The sequence below is a fragment of the Roseibium sp. genome (assembly GCF_039982295.1).
Classification (GTDB): Bacteria; Pseudomonadota; Alphaproteobacteria; order Rhizobiales; family Stappiaceae; genus Roseibium.
The window spans coordinates 291,931-310,784 of record NZ_JBDWYP010000082.1 but is presented as its reverse complement, the minus strand read 5'-3'; the positions used below and the strand labels follow the sequence as shown (position 1 = coordinate 310,784).

The following is an 18,854-nucleotide window of genomic DNA, read 5'->3' as shown; positions in this document are numbered from 1 at the left end:
TCACGACTTCTCTGGTTTGGTTGTGTCGGAAAGGGCTGTGTCTTCCGCAGGTGTCAACAATCGACCGACAACGGGCTTCCCGGAAAGGTACTTGCGTGCGACTTCCTGGACATCCTCGGGCGTAACCGCGCCAAGCTGAGCGGGCCAGGTCTGGACATCCGCGATCGTCTGCCCGGTTGCCAGTGCGCTGCCGAAGATTCTGGCCAGGCTTTGCTGGCTGTCCTGGGCATAGATTGCACTGGCGATCATGCTGCGTTTGGCCCGGGCGAGTTCTTCCTCCGTAATACCGTCGGAGATGACCTTCTTGAGCTCTAGGTGAATGATGGCTTCGATCTCGTCTAGCGTATGCCCTTCTCGCGGAGCACCGTAGAAGCCAAAACGACCGTCATCCAAAGCACCGCCCTGATAGTAGCTGCCTGCGTTGATAGCGAGTTTGCGCTCGAGAACGGCTTCCTTGTGCAATCGGCTGGTAGCGCCACCGCCAAGAACATATGCCAGCACGTCAAGCGCTTCCGCCTCGTGTCCGTGACCGGTTGTCTGGCTGGGAACAATCCAGGTCATGGAGACTGTTTCTTGCCGGACACGGGGGTCAGAGACGGAAATGCGGCGTTCGCCTGCGAGTGGCGGTTCGGCCGGGCGTATCCTGGCGCCGGGTTCAGCGCGGCGGGCAACTTTTCCGTAGGTTTGCTCCGCAAGTTTTTTGACGTTTTCTGCGTCAACATCACCGGCGATAACGAGCACAGCATTGTTCGGCGTGTAAAAGCGATTGTAGAAAGCTATCGCAGAATCCTTGTTCAACGCTTCTATTTCGCTTTGCCAGCCGATGACCGGCGACCCATACGGGTGGTTGACGAAGGTGATTGCTGTAAGCGCCTCGCGAAGCTTGGAGCCCGGGTCACTGTCCACGCGCATCCGGCGTTCCTCAAGAACCACGTCGCGTTCCGGTGCAACCACCTCTTCGGTCAACACCAGATTCTCCATGCGATCGGCTTCCATTTCCATCATCAAGGGAAGGTGCTCTTTCGCCACGCGTTGGAAATAGGCGGTGTAGTCGTTGCTTGTGAATGCGTTTTCCTGTCCGCCATTCTCGGCGACCATGGTTGAGAAAGCGCCTTTGGGATGGTTCTTGGTGCCTTTGAACATCAGATGTTCGAGGAAATGAGCGACGCCCGATTGCCCCTCCGGTTCGTCCGCAGAGCCAACCTTGTACCAGAGCATATGGGTGACGACGGGTGCCCGATGATCTGGAATGACAACCACTTCGAGGCCATTATCGAGCGTAAAGTGGCTGAGATCAGGCGCAATCTGAAGGTCGGAAGGAAGCTCCAGGGCGGGGCTCTCTTGAGGCTCCGTTGCTAGCACGGGAAATGGCAGGCTCAAAAGAGTGGCCGCCAACGTCAGGGCAGCAGCCTGGCTGCGGCGGAATGATCTGGGGTGGGTGCGCAAGATGGCCTCCGCGAAAAGGGGTGTCGTGTATCTTTTCGTGGCTGCGTTCATGCATGCCGGACGAAAGGTACTTTGATTGTTATAGGAGCGGAGGTCGCCGAAGGCTCATTAAAGATCGGTCATTTTCTCGCGGGCTTGCACCTTGCGTGACCCATCACATAAAAAAATCGCCCCACGACCGACGCGGGGCGATTTAAAATGGTCACGCCGAACTGAGCGCCGAAATGTTACCCGCCTCGGCGGCAAGCACCGCCACTTTCCTCGAGACACCGCATGTCGAGCGGCGAACTGTCATATTCGTCTTTGACGGCTTCTGTCTTTGTCTCAACAATATTCGGCATCGGCGCATCAGCTGATGGGACAGAATAGGCCGAAGGGGGATCCGTCAGGTATCTGCGGGTCGGCAGGCTATTGCGTGTTGCAGCGTTGGCCTCTTTGGTCAAATCGTTCGCTGACGTGTTCTGCGCACGCATCTCTGTACTCGTCATACGATCCCCAGAGATCAGATCCTCGTCGCGTGTCTCGGCGACAATATTACGTTGCGTATTGGAACTGATGTTTATGCCGCGCATCTGTTCAGGCGTGAGAACATCTGGGTGCCGTCCGTCTGCGCTGGCGTAAATCGCCTTCACTTCGGCCAGGTCTTTGTTGCCGGCATTCTTGGGCCATGCATCGGATTTGCTGCCAGCGACTTGGGTTTCAGGTTCCGGAAGAGCAGTTGAATTGGCCGGCATGGCAAGTGGTGCACGCGGTTTGTATTCAATCGGTTTTGCGTTCGGGTCGACCGCACCGAGGCCGGACATCAAACCGGCTACAAGAGCCGTGTCGGGCGCCTGGGTTGTCCCGTCTGCTGCCTGGCATGCTGCAAGAGCAGCGCCTGCGACGACGGTCAAGGTGACCTTGCGAATGTTTGAAATCATTGCCCGCAGCACCCCGGACTCCTTAAGTCTTTGCCATTTTAAAGCGCTCTGGAGGATGTTCCTGTCGCTTGACCAACGCTTAAAGCGCTATTTTGCGGCTTTATTTGGACCGCTCTTTATCCCGTCATACAGGAGACCGGCGACCCCGGCAACGATCCAAACGTCTGCCAGGTTGAACACGTACCAAGAGAAGGTGCCTACGTGGAAGTGTACAAAGTCGACCACAGCGCCATAGGCCAGGCGGTCAATGCCGTTTCCGATCGCCCCCCCGACAATGAGAGCGAGAGCGAGCGCCAGAAAGCGCGTCTCGGCCCGAACCGACCAAATCCACAATCCGATTGTGGCAGCCACCGTTCCAATCGCCAGGATCCAGCGTCCAAAATCTCCGTCCTGCTGAAACAGGCCATAGGAAATGCCGCGATTCCAGACGAGCACGATGTCGAGCACTGGCACAACTGCAACGGGACCTGCCTGTGCAAGATTGAAGCTGTACAGAAGCCAGAGTTTGGATGCCTGGTCGAGAACAAGTCCTATCAGAGCGATCCAGAACACGAGGCGACTGTACCGTCCCCATAGCCATCTCTCAGCCCAGCTGCTTGGCACTGATGACAAAGGCGTGGTGGGCTGGTCCATGACTTCTCGTTTCAAGTGTGGCAGCGGCCGTCAGGCCGCCGCGTTGTCCTTGTCCCATTCGCGCAAGGCATCCGCATCGCGCAAGGTGACCTCCGGATAATCCGCGTCAGAACCGACTTCCGGAAGAATTTTCCAGGACCGTGCGCATTTCTCGCCTGTCGCAAGTCCCGGCACCACGGCAACACCCGGAGTGTCGTTCAGCGTGAAGGCGCCTTCGGGTGCTGGATCTGCCGTGAGGGTGATCTGGCTGGTGATGGCGATGTCCGCCATGTCGCGGCCTTCCAGAGCGGCCATCAGATCAGCGTCGGTCACATGTACGACCGGATGGGCTTCCAGCGACGAACCGATACGCTTCTCACGGCGTTCGATCTCGAGCGCTCCGGTGATTACGCGGCGGACGGTCTTGATCTTGGCCCACTTCGCGGCAAGAGCATCATCCTTCCACTCGCTGGGGACGGACGGGAACTGCTCAAGGTGCACCGAGGTTTCCTCGCCATAGCGGGAGGTCCAGGTTTCATCCATGGTGAAGGGCAGCATCGGAGCCATCCAGGTGACCAGACAGTTGAACAGCTTGTCGATCACATGGAGGGATGCCTTGCGGCGCACGGACGACTTCGCATCACAGTAAAGTGCGTCCTTGCGGATGTCGAAATAGAACGCCGACAACTCTACTGTCATGAACGTGAACAGGTGATGGAACACACGTTTGTAGTCGAAGGCCCAATAGGCTTCGCGCACAAGCGTATCCAGCTCCGAAAGCCTGTGAAGCATCAGGCGTTCCAGTTCAGGCATGTCCGCCAGCGTCACGTCTTCGTTGCTCGCATGCGCGAGAGAGCCGAGCATCCAGCGCAGGGTGTTACGCAATTTGCGGTAACTGTCGACGCTGGTCTTGATGATTTCCGGGCCGATGCGCTGGTCTTCGGCATAGTCGCAGGACGCTGCCCACAGGCGCAGGATGTCGGCGCCATATTGCTTGATGATGTCCTGCGGGAACACCTGGTTGCCGAGGGACTTCGACATCTTGCGTCCATCCTCGGCCATGGTGAAACCGTGGGTCAGAACTGCGTCATAGGGGGCGTGACCACGAGTGCCGCAGCTCTCCAGCAGAGAGGAATGGAACCAGCCGCGGTGTTGATCCGACCCTTCCAGGTAAAGAACGTAGTCGCCGCCGCCAACGCCCTTGCGCTTCGGGTTCAGATCGTCACGCTTTTCCATGCAGAAGGCATGGGTGGAGCCGGAATCAAACCAGACATCAAGGATGTCCTTCACCATGTCCCATTCGTCGGCCCTGTAGTCCTTGCCAAGGAAACGCTCTTTCGCGCCTTCCGCGAACCAGGCATCGGCACCTTCAGAGGCGAAGGCATCGTAGATGCGCTTGTTGACGGCGTCATCCTTCAGGACTTCTGACGTGTCCTTGTTGATGAACACAGTGATCGGCACGCCCCAGGCGCGCTGGCGAGACAGAACCCAATCCGGGCGGTTCTCGATCATCGAGCGCAGACGGTTCTGACCGGAATCCGGCACGAAACGTGTCTGGTCGATGGCTTTCAGAGCGCGGGCTCGCAGCGTGTCTTTCTCGTCGCTGATGTCGCGGTCCATGTAGACGAACCACTGCGGCGTGTTGCGGAAGATGATCGGCTTCTTGGAACGCCAGGAATGCGGATACTGGTGCTTCAGGCGGCCAAGGCCGATGAGGTTTCCACTTTCCTTCAGGGCTTCGATGTTCGCCTTGTTAGCCTTGCCCTTCTCGCCCTTGTGGGTGATCACCTGGTTGCCGTCAAAGCCAGGCGCCTGCTTGGTGTAGAAGCCGTCATCAGCGACTGTGAAGGGGATCGCCGTATCGATGCCACGCTCTTCCAGATCGCGTGCGTTGGCCGTCCAGATTTCAAAATCGTCTACGCCGTGACCGGGTGCCGTATGTACGAAGCCGGTACCCGCATCGTCGGTCACGTGGTCGCCGTCAAGCAGTGGCACGTCGAACTGGTAGCCACCCAGATCCAACTCACGATAGGGGTGCGCCAGAGTGAGCGCGGTCAGCTCATCAGCAGTCACATCGCGCAGCTTCTTGAAGTCTTCAATGCGCGCGTTCTTGAAAACATCGCCTGCAAGTGCATCTGCCAGAATGAGCGTATCGCCGTGTTGGACCCAATTGTCGTCTGGCAGGCCGTCCTGGGTGACCTCATAGAGGCCATAGCTGATGCGCGATGAATACGAGACCGCGCGGTTGCCCGGCATGGTCCAGGGGGTTGTCGTCCAGATGACGACCGCGGCGTCGAGAAGCTTTTCGGCAGCATCTTCATTGATGCTGCCTGCTTCAACGACAGGGAACTTCACCCAGATCTGGTCCGACTGATAGTCGTGATACTCGATCTCGGCTTCCGCAAGTGCTGTCTTCTCCACCACCGACCACATGACCGGCTTGGATCCGCGGTAGAGCTGGCCAGAGGTTGCGAACTTCATCAGTTCCTGCGCGATGACCGCTTCCGATTCAAAGCGCATGGTCAGGTAAGGATTGTCCCAGTCGCCCTCGATGCCGAGGCGTTGGAATTCCTTTTTCTGAACCTCAATCCAGTGTGCGGCAAAGTCACGGCATTCCTGACGGAATTCGTTTACGGGAACCTCGTCCTTGTTTTTGCCCTTGGCGCGGTACTGTTCTTCGATTTTCCATTCGATTGGCAGACCGTGGCAATCCCAGCCTGGAACATAGTTGCTGTCCCAACCGGTCATCTGCATCGAGCGCGTGACAATGTCCTTGAGGGTCTTGTTGAGCGCGTGGCCAATATGGATGTTTCCGTTGGCGTAGGGAGGCCCATCGTGAAGAATGAACTTGTCTCGACCGCTGCCGGCCGCACGAAGCTTCCTATAGAGATCCATATCCTTCCAGCGCGCAATGATTTCTGGCTCTTTCTTCGGCAGGCCAGCGCGCATCGGATAGTCGGTTTTGGGCAGGTTCAGGGTTTCGGAATAGTCGCGGGTCTTGGTCTCGGTCATCACTTAACGGATCCGGTCGGATGGGCGCTTAGTAGCGCGCGTCATCGGGCAAATTTCGAAACGGCCTTCAGGGCCGCAGGCGTATAGGGAAACTCCCGGTCCTTCAGCGCCGCTGTTTGCGTCAGCCGAAGGCCGGGCCGATAATTCGGTGAGGCCGAATGTTCATTTGAGCTTGTATCAAAGCGAAGCAAAACATCATGGCGCAGGACATAGCAGCACTTGCCGTCCGAATAAAGCCATTCCCGGATCTGTAGCTCGTGCGAAATGGAACGACGCACTTCTATAAAGGGATCGGCAAGGCATCTTGCTTAAGGTGCCATCGTGAGTAGTCGATTTTCAAAAGGGTCTGGCGAGTTATGCTTCAAGGGGTGAGAACAGGCAGCTGGGCGACGATCGGAACAACCGCTTCCTAATGGCTGCGAATGCGTTCACGGTGCGCAATATAAAGACCGCTGCCAACGATCAGACTAATGCCGACCCAGGTCATCGCATCCGGGAAGTCGCGGAAAACCAGATAGCCGAACAGTGTCGCGCTGACGATCTCCAGATAGGTAAAAGGAGCGAGAAGCGACGCCTCGCCGCGTTGAAATGCCAAGACGACAAGTCCATGTCCTGCGAAAGAAATGGCTCCAATACTCGCCAGCAGACCGAGTTGATCAAACGATGGTGTGACTAAGGCGAACTCACTGCGCCCCATTGCTGTTCCGACCAGAAGCGCTGATCCAAGCACCGCGCTGCCGGCTAGGCCTGCGCTGAACTGGATGGCAAGCAGGTTGTCAGCTCCTGCGTAGCGTCGATTCAAGAGAAGATAAAATGCAAAGAAGGTCGCGGTCCCTAGCGGTAAAAGGGCAGCAGGCCCGACTTCGGCAAAACTCGGGCGCAGGATGAGCAACGCACCGACAAGCCCGACGACAATTGCTCCGACCCGGCGTAGTCCGAATTTCTCCTTCAGGACAAGAGCTGCCAAGATCGTCAGAATCATCGGCTCGACAAAGAAGATCGAAATAGCCGTGGTGACCGGCATGAATTTGACGGCAGTGAAGAAAAACAAGGACGCCAGGGCAAGCAGTAGGCCACGCAGAAAATTGACGCCGGGACGCTTGCTCTTCAAAGCTCTCCATTGCCCGCTCACTAGAGCGGCGACGAGGCAGATGACGAACTGGAAAAAGAAACGCCCAAATGTCACCTCAAGCGGTGGCAAGCTGGTCGACAGATATTTTGCGATTATGTCCATCACCGGAATGATCAGCATCGCGCCAGACATAAGCGTGACAGCGAGAAAGCTATCGCGCGCATCGGTTTGTCCGTCCGGGGCATTCGCCATCAGGTGACCTGGGTGAGTTGTAGGTCGAGCTCAGAAATCGGTTGCATGGAGGCGAGCGCTGCACGGGCTTCTTCGCTGTCCTGATCCATTTGTTCGATCAAGGCTTCGGCAGTGTCGAATTTTTCTTCACCGCGCAAATAGGAGATCAGATGAACTCTAATCTGCTTTCCATAAATGTCCTGCTTGAAATCAAATAGGTGCACCTCAAAGAGAGGTGAGCCATTGTCAAAGGTGGGTCTGCGGCCGAAGCTGGCGACGCCGTCAACCATCTTTTCGTCAACGCGAGCTTTTACGGCATAGATGCCACGCTTCAACGGACATCCGGCGCCAAGGCTCAAATTGGCTGTGGGATAGCCAAGATCCCGGCCGCGCTTGTCACCATGCTGTACATGCGCGTCGAAGAACCAACGGTATCCGAGCAGTCCATTGGCAAGAGGTATATCTCCCTCCGACAAGGCCTTCCTGATCCGCGACGAAGAAATGATCTCTGCCCCTTCGTCATTCTCTGGTGAGACAATGCTGACTCCGAAACCGTGATCATCCCCAGCCTGCCTTAGGAAGTCCGGAGTGCCTTTGCGCGCTTTACCGAAATGAAAATCATATCCGGTGACCGCATGGCTGATCGCGAGCCTGTCGATCAAGATATCACGCACGAAGTCTTGTGCTTCGACGCCGGCGAACTCTCTTGTGAACGGCAACATGAGGACGCCGTTTAGCTCGCAGTCCTTCAAGACCTCGCATTTCGCATCAAAGGGTGTCAGGCGAAAAACCGGACGATCTGGATTGAAGACCGTTCGTGGATGCGGTTCGAAGGTCATTGCGTAAACTGGGCAATTCAGGCGGTTGCCAAGTTCAAGCGCTTCACCCAGAACAGCCCGGTGTCCGCGGTGGACGCCGTCGAAATTACCAATTGCGACGACGCCACCTTTCAGATGCGCTGGAAAGTCATCGAGATCCGTTACAACCGAAAAATCGGCAGGGGAGTTACCTGGCATGCAGAAAACCTTTGAGCTCCGGTCGCACTGGGTCAGAGCAGATATCGCAAAAGCAGCGCAACGCAAGCGAGACGCTGTCTCTTGGAAAGGGTCAAGAACCTAGGGCGCGAAATTGCCGTTTTAACCCCGAAAGGTCAAGCAGCCTCGCAGGGAGCAGGCTTTTCGGCGTTCTGCCGTGCACGAAACGCGCTTAACGGTCATCGATCCAGGCGGTCCTCTTCGCGCGTGGGTACTTTGACAAGCGCTTCGCCTTCCAGAACGACAGTGTCCTCAACGCTGCAAATGCACGAAAGTCGTGCACGGTTGCCGCGCTCCATCAGTTCTTCGACCGTGACGGCAACGAGAACATCATCACCAATCCTGACCGGGGCCTTGAAGTTCAACGTCTGCGAAAGATAGATGGCGCCGGGGCCAGGCAGTCGAGTCCCCAAAACTGCAGAAATAAGACTGGCTGTATAGAGACCATGCGCGATTCTGGTTTTGAATGGGGTCTTTGCAGCGAAGTGCTCCGAAAGATGTATCGGATTTCGATCGCCCGAAACCTCGGCAAAGCCGACGACATCAGAGGAGCTGACGTGTTTGATCAGTGTTTCTGTCATGCCGATCTTGAGATCTTCATAGCATAATCTCTGCAATTCAAGCATAGCCGTCCATTTCGATTTCCCGCCGGAATCCTTCGGATTTGCAGGCTATGGAACATCGCAGATCGCAGCAATTGTGCTTTGGATGCATAAAATATCGCGCATTAACGGACTTTTCAGGGGCTTGCCCTAATGTCCATCAGGTGTGGGGAGGCGAGGACACTTTAAGTGTCTCTCTCCTTTAAAGTCATATCGCGTTTCCACGGCCCAAGGCCAAGGGCCGCGCAGCTTGACAGTATGGAGTAGACGATGGCCCTTGATCTTCAGATGCCGGTCCTCGTGGTCGATGACTACAAGACGATGATTCGTATTATCCGGAACTTGCTGAAACAGCTTGGTTTCGAAGACATAGACGACGCAGCCGATGGCACGGAAGCCCTGGAAAAGATGAAGCAGCGCAAATACGGGCTGGTCATCTCGGATTGGAATATGGAGCCGATGACCGGTTACGAACTGCTGAAGCAGGTTCGCGCCGACGGCAGCCTCAGCAAAACACCATTCATCATGGTAACTGCTGAATCCAAAACTGAAAACGTGATCGCAGCCAAAAAGGCCGGCGTGAACAACTACATCGTGAAGCCGTTCAACGCGCAGACGTTGAAGGGCAAGATCGAAGCGGTCTTCTCAGAGTAGACGGCCCTGTGACTGGCGGAGCCCGGACAACCGGGGCCGCCTGCGCCTATCAATAAAAATAATTGGGGGACTGTGTCGGGGGGCATGGGCACCGCCAGCGTAGCATTCGACGCTCTCTTGAACTGCTTAGGGACGGGCAGGGGCGAAGAATAACGCTTCTCTCAAGAAAGGCTTAAAAATGGCCGAAATGACAAAGGAAAACGTGGCGCGAGTCATAGATTTCCTTCAAGAAAACAAAAGCCGTGGCGGTGATGTATCACTGAATGACGTTATGCACCTTGCAGAAGTCATGTCTGGTTCGATGCATGACTTCCTCACCACTGTGCAGCCTGCCGTCACTGAAGAGTTGACGATGATCGCCCGTGAAATCTCCCGAATGAAGGATGAGATCACAGCGTTGCGTGCCAATGACATGACTTCAAGCAAGATCCCGAGTGCCGGGCGTGAGCTTGATGCCATTGTTGAGGCCACTGAAACCGCAACCAATTCGATCATGGAAGCAGCCGAAGAGATCATGTGCGCCGATACCAGCGATCCTGAAGCTTATCAGGAACTGGTCAGCGGCAAGATGATTGGAATTTTCGAAGCTTGCACTTTCCAGGATATCACTGGACAGCGAATTTCGAAGGTGGTTTCGACGCTCAACTACATCGATGAGCGTGTAAGTGCCTTTGTAGACAAATTGCGTATTCCGGAAGATATGGAAGCCCCTTCCGATGAGACCGAGGAAGAGCGGCGCCAGCGGGAGCTGATCCTGCACGGGCCTCAACACGATGGCGAGGGTGTCTCGCAGAATGACATCGACGCCATGCTTGGCGACGCACAGGCAGACATCGACAAGCTCTTCGATTGAGATAACGATCGAAACATAAAATTTAGAAGGCCGTCCGTTTGGGCGGCCTTTTGTATTTCTGAAATGGGTTACCAGATCAGGCGTGGAACTGCAGCTCTTGCCCGGAGGCCTTCTTCGGCAAGACGGCGCCTAACAAGATGCTCGTCGGGATCATCTGTTGCACCGAAGTCCGCAGCATGAATGCCGCCGGTAATGAAGAGAACATCCAGATCCTGAGCAACAGCTCCGCGAATATCAGTCGGGAGGCCATCTCCGACGGCCAGGATCTTTTGTGGGGCTACGGTCTCGCCTCGTGCTGCTTCCAATCGTTCGACCGCTGCCTTGTAAATGGGCGCATGGGGTTTACCGAGGATCGAGACAGTGCCTCCCAGGTCTTCATAAAGCCGGGCGAGAGCACCAGCGCACCATATGAGACGGTCACCACGTTCGACCACTATATCGGGATTGGCACAAATCATGGTCAATCCACGTTTCGCCAAAATCGAAAGGCGGTCACGGTAATCGTCGGGCGTCTCGTTTTCGTCGTCAAAAAGACCTGTACAGCTGATCAACTCCGCATCCTCTTCTGATGCGAGGACAACGCCTGTATCATCATAAAGCGGCAAGTCTCTTTCAGGACCTATGTGCAACAGCTTTGCGCCAGCATTGGCATGCAGGAGGTCACGCGTAACGTCGCCAGAGGTCACAATGTCATCATAAGCCTCAAGCGGCACGCCAAATCCGGCCAGCTGCTCTCGGATCGGGGCATTGGGCCGCGGCGCGTTTGTGATCAGGACAACGGTCCCTCCAGCCTCTTGTCGAAACGATGTAAGTGCCTGATGAGCTTGCTCAAATGCACTCACCCCATTGTGCAGTACGCCCCAGACATCACATAGGATCCCGTGATAAGCCGGCGCGAGCGCACTAAGGCCTGGAACAAGAAGCGGTGCAGAAGCTGTCATGATGGGTCACTCGGAAGCTGGGGGATCTGATAGAGTGCGACGGAATCGATGGTCGTCGCGCGGGACCATATAGGAAGCAAGCTGTCTGTGAAACAGTGGAAAGGGCTTTGAATGCACGTCAGGCAATTGGGCGAGGATGTCATCAACCGGATTGCTGCCGGTGAAGTCATCGAACGACCGGCCAGCGTCATCAAGGAACTCGTCGAAAACGCCGTCGACGCGGGCGCTTCCTCAATAGAAATCGTGACAGCTGCCGGGGGAAAGACCTTGATGCGCGTCTCCGATGATGGACATGGCATGCGTCAAGCAGACCTGGAACTTGCAGTGCGCCGACATTGCACCTCCAAGATCACTGAAGATAATCTGTTCGACATTCGTACGCTCGGTTTCAGAGGCGAGGCTTTGCCTTCGATCGGTTCCGTTGCTCGATTGGGCATTCAGACCCGCCACCAGGGCGAAGATCATGCCTGGAAGATTGCCATCGAGGGTGGCGTTGAAAGTCCGGTCATTCCGGCAGCCCGACGAAGGGGTACACAAGTCGAGGTCCGAGACCTTTTCTTTGCGACGCCCGCGAGACTGAAATTTTTGAAATCTGACCGTGCCGAGACGGCCGCAATCACTGAAATCGTCAAACGGATCGCGCTTGCCTATCCGACAGTTGGTTTTTCCCTGTCAGGGGCAGATCGCCAGCCCCAGTCCTGGCCTGCGGCCCGAGGCGATGATCCGCGCATGGCACGCATCGCTCAAATTCTCGGTCAGGATTTTGTCGACAACGCCATGGAGATCGACGCCGCGCGCGAGGGCGTGCGCCTGACCGGGTTTGCCGGGTTGCCAACTCACCACCGTGGCAATGCTCAGCACCAGTTCTTTTTCGTCAATGGAAGGCCGGTTAAGGACAAATTGCTTCTGTCGGGCTTGCGCGGCGCCTATGCGGATGTCCTGGCGCGGGATCGCCATCCGGTCGTCGTACTTTTCGTTGAACTCGAACCTGCACTGGTTGACGTGAACGTGCATCCGGCAAAAGCAGATGTCCGCTTCCGCGATGGACAGCTGGTCCGAGGTCTGCTCGTTGGTTCGATAAAGCACGCTCTTGTTCAGGCCGGACACAGATCATCCACGTCAAATGCCGCTGTTGCGATGGATGCCATTCGGGCCTCCGGGTTCTCATCTCCTGCTTCTGCATCTCCGCATGGTGATATTTATCGGACGTCTGCGGTCCTGCCCGGGACATCTCGCGGCTGGGAAGCCTCAGATTTTGCGCCAAAGGCGGCGCATCATGCTGCTGGCTTGGGTTTCGCGGACGCTGAAGATCTTATCGCTTTGCGGTCAGAGGAGATGCCGGCTGTCTTGCAAGGCCTTGTCACACCATCGGCTGATGCGAGGGCAAATGATGTGGAGCCTGACCAAGGGCGGATGTCGCTTCCGCTTGGTGCAGCGCGGGCGCAGGTCCACGAGACTTACATCATTTCACAGACCGAAGACGGGGTCGTGATTGTTGACCAACACGCAGCCCACGAACGCCTCGTCTATGAGCGCCTGAAAGAGGCGCTCGCAAAGAAGCAGGTCGCGCGGCAGATTCTCCTGATTCCAGAAGTCATTGAGTTACCAGAAGAAGACGTTGGTCGACTGGCGGAGCGCGCCGATGATCTGACTGAGGTGGGGCTCTGTCTAGAGGCCTTCGGGCCAGGCGCAATTGCTGTTCGAGAAACCCCCGCAATGCTTGGTGACATGGATATTCGCAGTCTTGTCAAAGACCTGGCGGATGAGCTCGCGGAATGGGATACGGCAACGGGATTGCGAGAAAAGCTTGATCACGTCGCTGCGACCATGGCTTGCCACGGTTCGATCCGCGCTGGACGTCGCATGCGGGCGCAGGAAATGGATGCGCTCTTGAGGGACATGGAGGCTACTCCCCTGTCGGGACAGTGCAATCATGGTCGCCCCACATGGGTCGAGCTCAAGCTCTCCGATATTGAAAAGCTCTTCGGCCGGAAATGAAGGAGCCCCTCCGGTGAAGGGGCCCCTCGTCTTTCGATCAGAACGTTCTTTGAACTCGCAGGGTGCCGTAGATCTCGTCCTTGTCGCTCAAGCCTGACGCGGTATCGTAGTTGACTTTGCGGTACTGCAATTCGCCGCCAATCCCGAAGCCGGGAACTGGCTTCCAGACGACGTTGCCGGTGATGCCCCACTGACTGAAGTCATATGCCGCTGTGCCGGCATCGGCGACGTGATACCCACCTTCCAGGTTGGCTTCGAGCGTCTTGGAAAAATTATGGTTCCAGCCCGCCGAGATGTTCCAGGTCCTGGTGGTTTTAGTGCTTCCGGCGACATTGATGGCGTCCGTGATCCGATCGTCCCAAGTGTCCAGCGGGAAGGCGCTTGCCCCGTCCGAGTAGGCGACTTGAACGGCAAACGCATCGTCTTCACCCAGGATCGGCACATTTATCTCGACACCGCCGCCGATGACCCAACCCAATGTGCCTTCTGCGGATGCGTCAGCGAAGCGGACCTGATGCAGTGCGCCCATCAACTGTGCAGAGCCCCAGCTCTGATCAACACGAAGGTTGGCGACCACGTCCGGCATCTTTGTGCCCGCGTAGCCATTGTCACCGGCCGAGATAAGATTGGACTGGCGCGACGTTGCATCTTCCAGCGAAACTGTGGCGGAGAAGCCGTTGCCGAATGAACCAGTGTAGGCAAGAACGTTGGATTTGACATCCGAGTAGTCGGTTAGCTGAGCACCATAGGAATAGCCGGTCCAGAAATCCCAGAACGATTGCGCATGACCAAACGTGAAACCGCCAAACTGGATATATGCAAATTCCAGTGAAGAGCTTTCGTTGCCGCTTGTATTGGTAAGATAGATGCTGGTGTAGGTGCGCAGCAGGCCAAATTCCGTGTTTGTGCGCGAGTCCAGATACAGGTAACCGCGGCCGACGAAGTTGAGGTCGTCGTCGCCGCGATTGGACCAGTCGCTCGGTGCACTGCCGAAATTGTTAAAACGATATTCAACACGGAGACGACCACCAACGCGCAGGCATGTCTCGGTACCCGGAATGTAATAAAAGCGGGTGCCATAGCTGTCACAAACGCGCGCATAGTCAATCGGCTCGGGAGCGATTGGTAGGTCGGCGGCGAAGGAAGCGGTCGATAGCGGCAGAGTGCCGAATGCCGCGATAGCTAAGTGTGCGAAACGCATGGCGATACTCCTGAACCCTTGAAGCGCGAGGCACTCGAGAGCGCCCGAACAGGAGAACCCTACGTCATTTGATGAGAAGTTGATATGGCGCGGAGCTTCACATTGCACTGAGAAGGGCAGATTATGAAAAGTTGTGACCACATCGCAACATTTGCGGAGTATTCCGTGCGTAGTACACGTTATTCGGGAGGCGGGTTCGCAAGCGCTTTGCAAGCGATCTACCAGACCGGCTACCTGACTTCGCAAATTGGGCTTTAAACCTGACGAGGTGGAGTTCCGGTATTTGGTATTTTCCATCTTATGGGCCTGAAATGTTTCAAGGCGAAACTTCATCCAAACCGCCAATCAATGCGCGATGCCTCTTTAAAGAGCGTCTTCCAGCATCGCCGGTGGCCCCTTTTCCTTGAGCGCGGCTTTAACAGAAGTTGGGATTTCGGCGCCGAGCGCGCTCTCCGGCTGAGGTTTGCCTATCAGGAACCCCTGGATTTCGTTGCAGCCACTTTTGATCAGAAGTTTGAGCGTGTCCAGATCCTCGATCCCTTCTGCTGCGATCCTCATGTTCAAGGCGTTGCCGAGGCGGATAACGGTTTCAATGATGGCAAGTGAATTGCTGTTTTGGCCTGCGTCGCTGACGAATGAGCGATCGATCTTGATGGTGTCGAATGGAAATCGACTGAGGTAGCCGAGAGAAGAATACCCAACCCCGAAGTCGTCCAGAGCGATCTTGACGCCAACAGCTTTCAGGCTTGTTAGGATAGAGAGCGCCCGAGCGTCGTCCTCGATAAGCAGATTCTCCGTGATCTCAAGTTCGAGCCTGCTCGCAGGGATGCCAGATGCTTCGATTGCTCGGCGGACGTCTTCCACGAAGTCATTATCGCGAAACTGAACCGGACTGACGTTTACGCTCAGGCGTGCGGACGGCAACTTATCGGCAGCGGTCGCGAGTGCAGTTTGAATAACCCATTTGCCAATTGGTATGATCTGGCCGGACTCTTCCGCTGCGGGAATGAAGTCTGCCGGGCTCACCAGCCCTTTTCGCGGGTGGTTCCAGCGGATCAGCGCTTCATAGGAATCTATCGAACCGGAATTCAGATCGAGCCTCGGTTGATAGAAGAGTTCGAATTGCCCTTCCTCAATCGCAGAGTGGAGATCTTCTTCAAGGTCACGGCGTTGGCGTACCAGGTCGCCCATGCCTTCTTGAAACAGGCAATATGTATTGCGGCCCATGTTTTTCGCATTGTAGAGCGCAATATCGGAGTTCGAGACCACGGTGTCTGTCGTATCGCTGCTGTGACCGACCATTGCAACCCCGATGCTGGCGCTTGGCCGTAGGCGAATACCGTTGCCGCATTCAATCGGTTCTGACAGCCTCTGAACAAGGCGATGGGCCATGTCAGCCGCCTGGTTCGCGAACTGAATATCACTCTGGATGAGTGCGAATTCATCACCGCCCAGCCGGGCAATTGTATCTTGGCTCCGGCTATGGTCCCGAAGTCGCTGGGCGGTGACCCGGATAACCTGATCGCCTGTCGGATGGCCATGAAGGTCGTTGATGTCCTTGAAGCGGTCCAGATCAATCAGTAGAAGCGCTGCAGTTTTTCCCTTTTTTCGGAACTGCTCGATAGCGCGATTTAGCTCCGCATTGAAAACGGCCCGGTTCGGCAGGTCCGTCAAGGGGTCGTGTTGAGCCAGGTGCAGTATCTGGGCTTCCGCCTTCTTGCGCTGGCGCAAGTCAACGAGCGCCGACACACGTGTAGGTGTTCCCCTGTAGGAGATAACGCGGGTCCTGATCTCGACCGGAATGCTTTCGCCGCTGCGATTGACCACCTCGAGCTCTCTCGGGCTGAGCTCGGCCTTGACCAGATGGCTCTCAAGCGTGCCTGCGAGCTCGGACTGCACAAACTCATAGAGGCCGCGCATCTTGAGTTCGTCAATTCGATAGCCAAGCAAGTCTTCCAATGCAGCGTTGCCGTCCAGAATTCGGCCCTCGACCGAAATGACAATGGCGTCGAAGGTTGCGTTCGTCAGGGCGGACAGACGCTCTGATTCTTCTCGAGTGCGCTTGGCATCGGCTACTCTGATTTGCGCGACCTCTTCATTCTGGATGGTGTCCATCAGGGCATTGAACATGCGTGTAAGCCGTTCTGAATCATCTCCTGGAGACACCTCGAGGCGCATGTTCAGGTCCACCTTGCCAGCGATCACCTTGTCGAGCGCATCCTCAACATGTCCGATGCCGAGCCGAGTGCCATGTTCGGCTTCATTCATGCCGATTTCTTCATCGGAGGGCATCACTCTGAGTGGGATCAAGCGGCGCAAGGCCTTCAGGAAGAGAAAGCCAAGCCCGAAACACCAGATGAAGTTCAGCGCGACGCCTTCGAGCTGAACGAGCAGCTGAGAACCGCGATTGCCCAAGGGCAGGCTGGTTTCCGGGGCGAGGAACACGAGCCCGATGGTCCCGACGATACCGGCGAATCCATGGACGCCGATAGCTCCGACCGGATCGTCGATTTTGAACCTGCTGTCGAGGATGAGATTCGCATAAACCGCGACGAGCCCGCCAAGAAGACCAACCGTGGCAGCACCGAGAGGGGAAAGAATGTGACAGCCCGCAGTCACTGCGACCAGACCACCTAATAGCCCGGATAGCGATTTTTCGGGCAGGATGAGGTGGTCCTGATGCCAGCCAAGGAAGTAGCCACCGGCCGCGCCGGCCGCTGCTGCAAGGACCGTGTTGGTGATAATCAACGCAACGTCTGACGAAGCCGAGAGTGTCGAGCCTCCGTTAAATCCGATCCAGCCAACGAAAAGTAGAAATGCGCCCGCCGTGGCCAGCACTGAACTGTGACCCTGAATGCGCATGGAGCGGCCTTCATGGTCGTAACGGCCAAGTCTTGGGCCAAGGACGATACAGGCAGCGAGGCCAATCCAGCCACCCGTGCTGTGAACGACCGTGGATCCCGCAAAATCGACAAAACCACCTTCGGCGAGAAAAGCGGTTTCGTTTGGAACAAGCGCATTGCCCCATGCCCAATGGGCGAAAACCGGGTAGATGATGCCTGCAGTGAAGACCGAGCACCAGACATAAGCAATAAGCCGCATACGTTCCGCGACAGCACCCGAAACAATGGTCGCAGCAGTTCCGCAGAACATCACCTGAAACGCGAAAAAGGCATAGATCCAGGGTTCGAGGTCCTGAAGAAGCAGGAGTTTCGTGTCCCAACCAACGACGAAACCGTTGCTGCGGGCAAAGGCGAACATGAATCCGACCGCCGCGAAGATCAGGACTGAGAAAGTGAGGTCTAGGAGGTTCTTTTGAGCAACGTTGATGGAGTTTTTCGAACGGACGAGCCCAGCCTCTAGAAGCATGAAGCCAACCTGCATCAACAAGACAAGCGCCGCTGCGACCATTACCCAAATCAGGTCGAGGCTTTGTTGCAACGACTCTTGAATTGCGAGTGCTGTCGCTTTCCCGTCTTGTGCTCGTGCAGTACCGCATGCGGTTTGGACGAGCGCAAGAGCAAGCAGCCCGTTCAAAGGCTTGGACAAAGACGCCATGTTCATTTGGAGTTCCCAACTCTAATCAAGAAGTCAGGATTTCCTCCAAAGGGTTAATCATGGGTATGTGCATAGGTATTTAATACGATATGTATTCGATGGATCGGGAGTGTTGTATCGGTGCAAGTGAGTATTGATTACAAATTGTGCATTCAGCCGTATTTTAATATAGCTTTAACCATAGCATCCTGTAACCGGAGCGCAGTTTGTTTGGCTCAAGGCCTCTTGGACTGAAAAAAGTCTTTGAGCAGGCTTGCTGCGGCGCGCTCCGAGATTCCGGAATAAACCTCAGGCACATGATGGCAGGTCGGCTGGCGGAAAAAACGCGTGCCGTGATCGACTGCTCCCCCCTTTTCGTCGGCAGCTCCAAAATAAAGGCGGCGTATCCTTGCGAATGAAATCGCAGCTGCGCACATGGGGCAAGGTTCGAGCGTCACGTAGAGATCGCAACCTGGAAGACGTTGGCTTTCAAGCTTCTGGCACGCCTCTCGGATCACCAGCACTTCCGCATGGGCGGTTGGATCGTTGTATTCCAGCGTTCTGTTGCCATCGCGTGCGAGAATTTTCCCTTCGCAAACGAGGACCGCGCCAACTGGAACTTCACCTCTGGCCGCGGCGTTCTGCGCTTCTTGAAGGGCGAGGTCCATAAAATTGCTCGAGCCGACATCGGTTGAGGCATCGTTCATTCTTTAAGTCCAGAGCGTCGTGTGTTTGAGGCGA

14 protein-coding genes are annotated in these 18,854 nt (G+C 56.0%); 3 read left to right on the top strand and 11 right to left on the bottom strand.

The features are described from left to right. The 7 genes from ABJZ52_RS17395 to ABJZ52_RS17365 all read right to left on the bottom strand — a co-directional run bounded on the left by ABJZ52_RS17395 (position 1) and on the right by ABJZ52_RS17365 (position 8,953). Positions 1–1,446, bottom strand: a complete 1,446-nt coding sequence (locus tag ABJZ52_RS17395; RefSeq protein ID WP_348186039.1) for a pitrilysin family protein — start codon at positions 1,444–1,446, stop codon at positions 1–3. A gap of 227 nt (positions 1,447–1,673) precedes the next feature. Next, positions 1,674–2,366 carry a hypothetical protein gene (locus tag ABJZ52_RS17390; RefSeq protein WP_348186037.1) on the bottom strand — a complete coding sequence of 231 codons (693 nt, stop codon included), beginning with the start codon at positions 2,364–2,366 and terminating at the stop codon, positions 1,674–1,676. 87 nt (positions 2,367–2,453) lie between these two features. After that, the gene (lspA, locus tag ABJZ52_RS17385; RefSeq protein ID WP_348186035.1) at positions 2,454–2,999 is read right to left on the bottom strand and encodes a signal peptidase II; all 546 of its coding nucleotides are present in this window, start codon (positions 2,997–2,999) and stop codon (positions 2,454–2,456) included. 30 nt (positions 3,000–3,029) lie between these two features. Further along, a complete protein-coding gene (gene ileS, locus ABJZ52_RS17380; protein WP_348186032.1) occupies positions 3,030–5,990 on the bottom strand; it encodes an isoleucine--tRNA ligase in 2,961 nt (986 codons plus the stop codon). Positions 5,991–6,399: 409 nt separating this feature from the next. Then, positions 6,400–7,314, bottom strand: a complete 915-nt coding sequence (locus ABJZ52_RS17375; protein WP_348186030.1) for a DMT family transporter — start codon at positions 7,312–7,314, stop codon at positions 6,400–6,402. Beyond that, positions 7,314–8,309, bottom strand: a complete 996-nt coding sequence (locus ABJZ52_RS17370; RefSeq protein ID WP_348186027.1) for a bifunctional riboflavin kinase/FAD synthetase — start codon at positions 8,307–8,309, stop codon at positions 7,314–7,316. Before ABJZ52_RS17370 ends, ABJZ52_RS17375 begins: the two co-directional genes overlap by 1 nt. A gap of 197 nt (positions 8,310–8,506) precedes the next feature. Next, complete coding sequence (locus tag ABJZ52_RS17365) at positions 8,507–8,953, bottom strand: MaoC family dehydratase (protein ID WP_348186024.1); 447 nt, start codon at positions 8,951–8,953, stop codon at positions 8,507–8,509. 246 nt (positions 8,954–9,199) lie between these two features. Between ABJZ52_RS17365 and ABJZ52_RS17360 the strand changes: the two genes are divergently transcribed. Further along, the gene (locus tag ABJZ52_RS17360) at positions 9,200–9,583 is read left to right on the top strand and encodes a response regulator (RefSeq protein WP_153770836.1); all 384 of its coding nucleotides are present in this window, start codon (positions 9,200–9,202) and stop codon (positions 9,581–9,583) included. Between the two features lie 178 nt (positions 9,584–9,761). Continuing rightward, positions 9,762–10,436 (top strand): chemotaxis protein, encoded by a 675-nt coding sequence (locus ABJZ52_RS17355; protein ID WP_348186021.1) that lies wholly within the window; start codon positions 9,762–9,764, stop codon positions 10,434–10,436. A 68-nt stretch (positions 10,437–10,504) separates the two neighbouring features. On the opposite strand, the gene ABJZ52_RS17350 is transcribed toward ABJZ52_RS17355, so the two are convergent. Then, on the bottom strand, positions 10,505–11,377 hold the full coding sequence (locus ABJZ52_RS17350) for a TIGR01459 family HAD-type hydrolase (protein WP_348186018.1): 873 nt from the start codon (positions 11,375–11,377) through the stop codon (positions 10,505–10,507). Positions 11,378–11,488: 111 nt separating this feature from the next. Between ABJZ52_RS17350 and mutL the strand changes: the two genes are divergently transcribed. Next, positions 11,489–13,375 (top strand): DNA mismatch repair endonuclease MutL, encoded by a 1,887-nt coding sequence (gene mutL, locus ABJZ52_RS17345; protein WP_348186015.1) that lies wholly within the window; start codon positions 11,489–11,491, stop codon positions 13,373–13,375. A gap of 37 nt (positions 13,376–13,412) precedes the next feature. Here mutL and ABJZ52_RS17340 read toward each other — a convergent pair whose 3' ends face one another. The 3 genes from ABJZ52_RS17340 to ABJZ52_RS17330 all read right to left on the bottom strand — a co-directional run bounded on the left by ABJZ52_RS17340 (position 13,413) and on the right by ABJZ52_RS17330 (position 18,820). Continuing rightward, positions 13,413–14,576 carry a porin gene (locus tag ABJZ52_RS17340; RefSeq protein WP_348186013.1) on the bottom strand — a complete coding sequence of 388 codons (1,164 nt, stop codon included), beginning with the start codon at positions 14,574–14,576 and terminating at the stop codon, positions 13,413–13,415. A 363-nt stretch (positions 14,577–14,939) separates the two neighbouring features. Next, on the bottom strand, positions 14,940–18,140 hold the full coding sequence (gene amt, locus ABJZ52_RS17335) for an ammonium transporter (protein WP_348186010.1): 3,201 nt from the start codon (positions 18,138–18,140) through the stop codon (positions 14,940–14,942). 209 nt (positions 18,141–18,349) lie between these two features. Further along, entirely contained in the window at positions 18,350–18,820 is a 471-nt protein-coding gene (locus ABJZ52_RS17330; protein ID WP_348186007.1) for a nucleoside deaminase, read from the bottom strand. Between the last annotated feature and the right edge of the window lie 34 nt (positions 18,821–18,854).

What these genes read in the sequence shown, in the direction of transcription:
- ABJZ52_RS17340 (WP_348186013.1), bottom strand. Translation starts at nt 14,576, where the DNA reads ATGCGTTTCGCACACTTAGCTATCGCGGCATTCGGCACTCTGCCGCTA.
- ABJZ52_RS17370 (WP_348186027.1), bottom strand. Translation starts at nt 8,309, where the DNA reads ATGCCAGGTAACTCCCCTGCCGATTTTTCGGTTGTAACGGATCTCGAT.
- amt (WP_348186010.1), bottom strand. Translation starts at nt 18,140, where the DNA reads ATGAACATGGCGTCTTTGTCCAAGCCTTTGAACGGGCTGCTTGCTCTT.
- ABJZ52_RS17365 (WP_348186024.1), bottom strand. Translation starts at nt 8,953, where the DNA reads ATGCTTGAATTGCAGAGATTATGCTATGAAGATCTCAAGATCGGCATG.
- ABJZ52_RS17390 (WP_348186037.1), bottom strand. Translation starts at nt 2,366, where the DNA reads ATGATTTCAAACATTCGCAAGGTCACCTTGACCGTCGTCGCAGGCGCT.
- mutL (WP_348186015.1), top strand. Translation starts at nt 11,489, where the DNA reads ATGCACGTCAGGCAATTGGGCGAGGATGTCATCAACCGGATTGCTGCC.
- ABJZ52_RS17360 (WP_153770836.1), top strand. Translation starts at nt 9,200, where the DNA reads ATGGCCCTTGATCTTCAGATGCCGGTCCTCGTGGTCGATGACTACAAG.
- ileS (WP_348186032.1), bottom strand. Translation starts at nt 5,990, where the DNA reads ATGACCGAGACCAAGACCCGCGACTATTCCGAAACCCTGAACCTGCCC.
- ABJZ52_RS17330 (WP_348186007.1), bottom strand. Translation starts at nt 18,820, where the DNA reads ATGAACGATGCCTCAACCGATGTCGGCTCGAGCAATTTTATGGACCTC.
- lspA (WP_348186035.1), bottom strand. Translation starts at nt 2,999, where the DNA reads ATGGACCAGCCCACCACGCCTTTGTCATCAGTGCCAAGCAGCTGGGCT.
- ABJZ52_RS17375 (WP_348186030.1), bottom strand. Translation starts at nt 7,314, where the DNA reads ATGGCGAATGCCCCGGACGGACAAACCGATGCGCGCGATAGCTTTCTC.
- ABJZ52_RS17350 (WP_348186018.1), bottom strand. Translation starts at nt 11,377, where the DNA reads ATGACAGCTTCTGCACCGCTTCTTGTTCCAGGCCTTAGTGCGCTCGCG.
- ABJZ52_RS17355 (WP_348186021.1), top strand. Translation starts at nt 9,762, where the DNA reads ATGGCCGAAATGACAAAGGAAAACGTGGCGCGAGTCATAGATTTCCTT.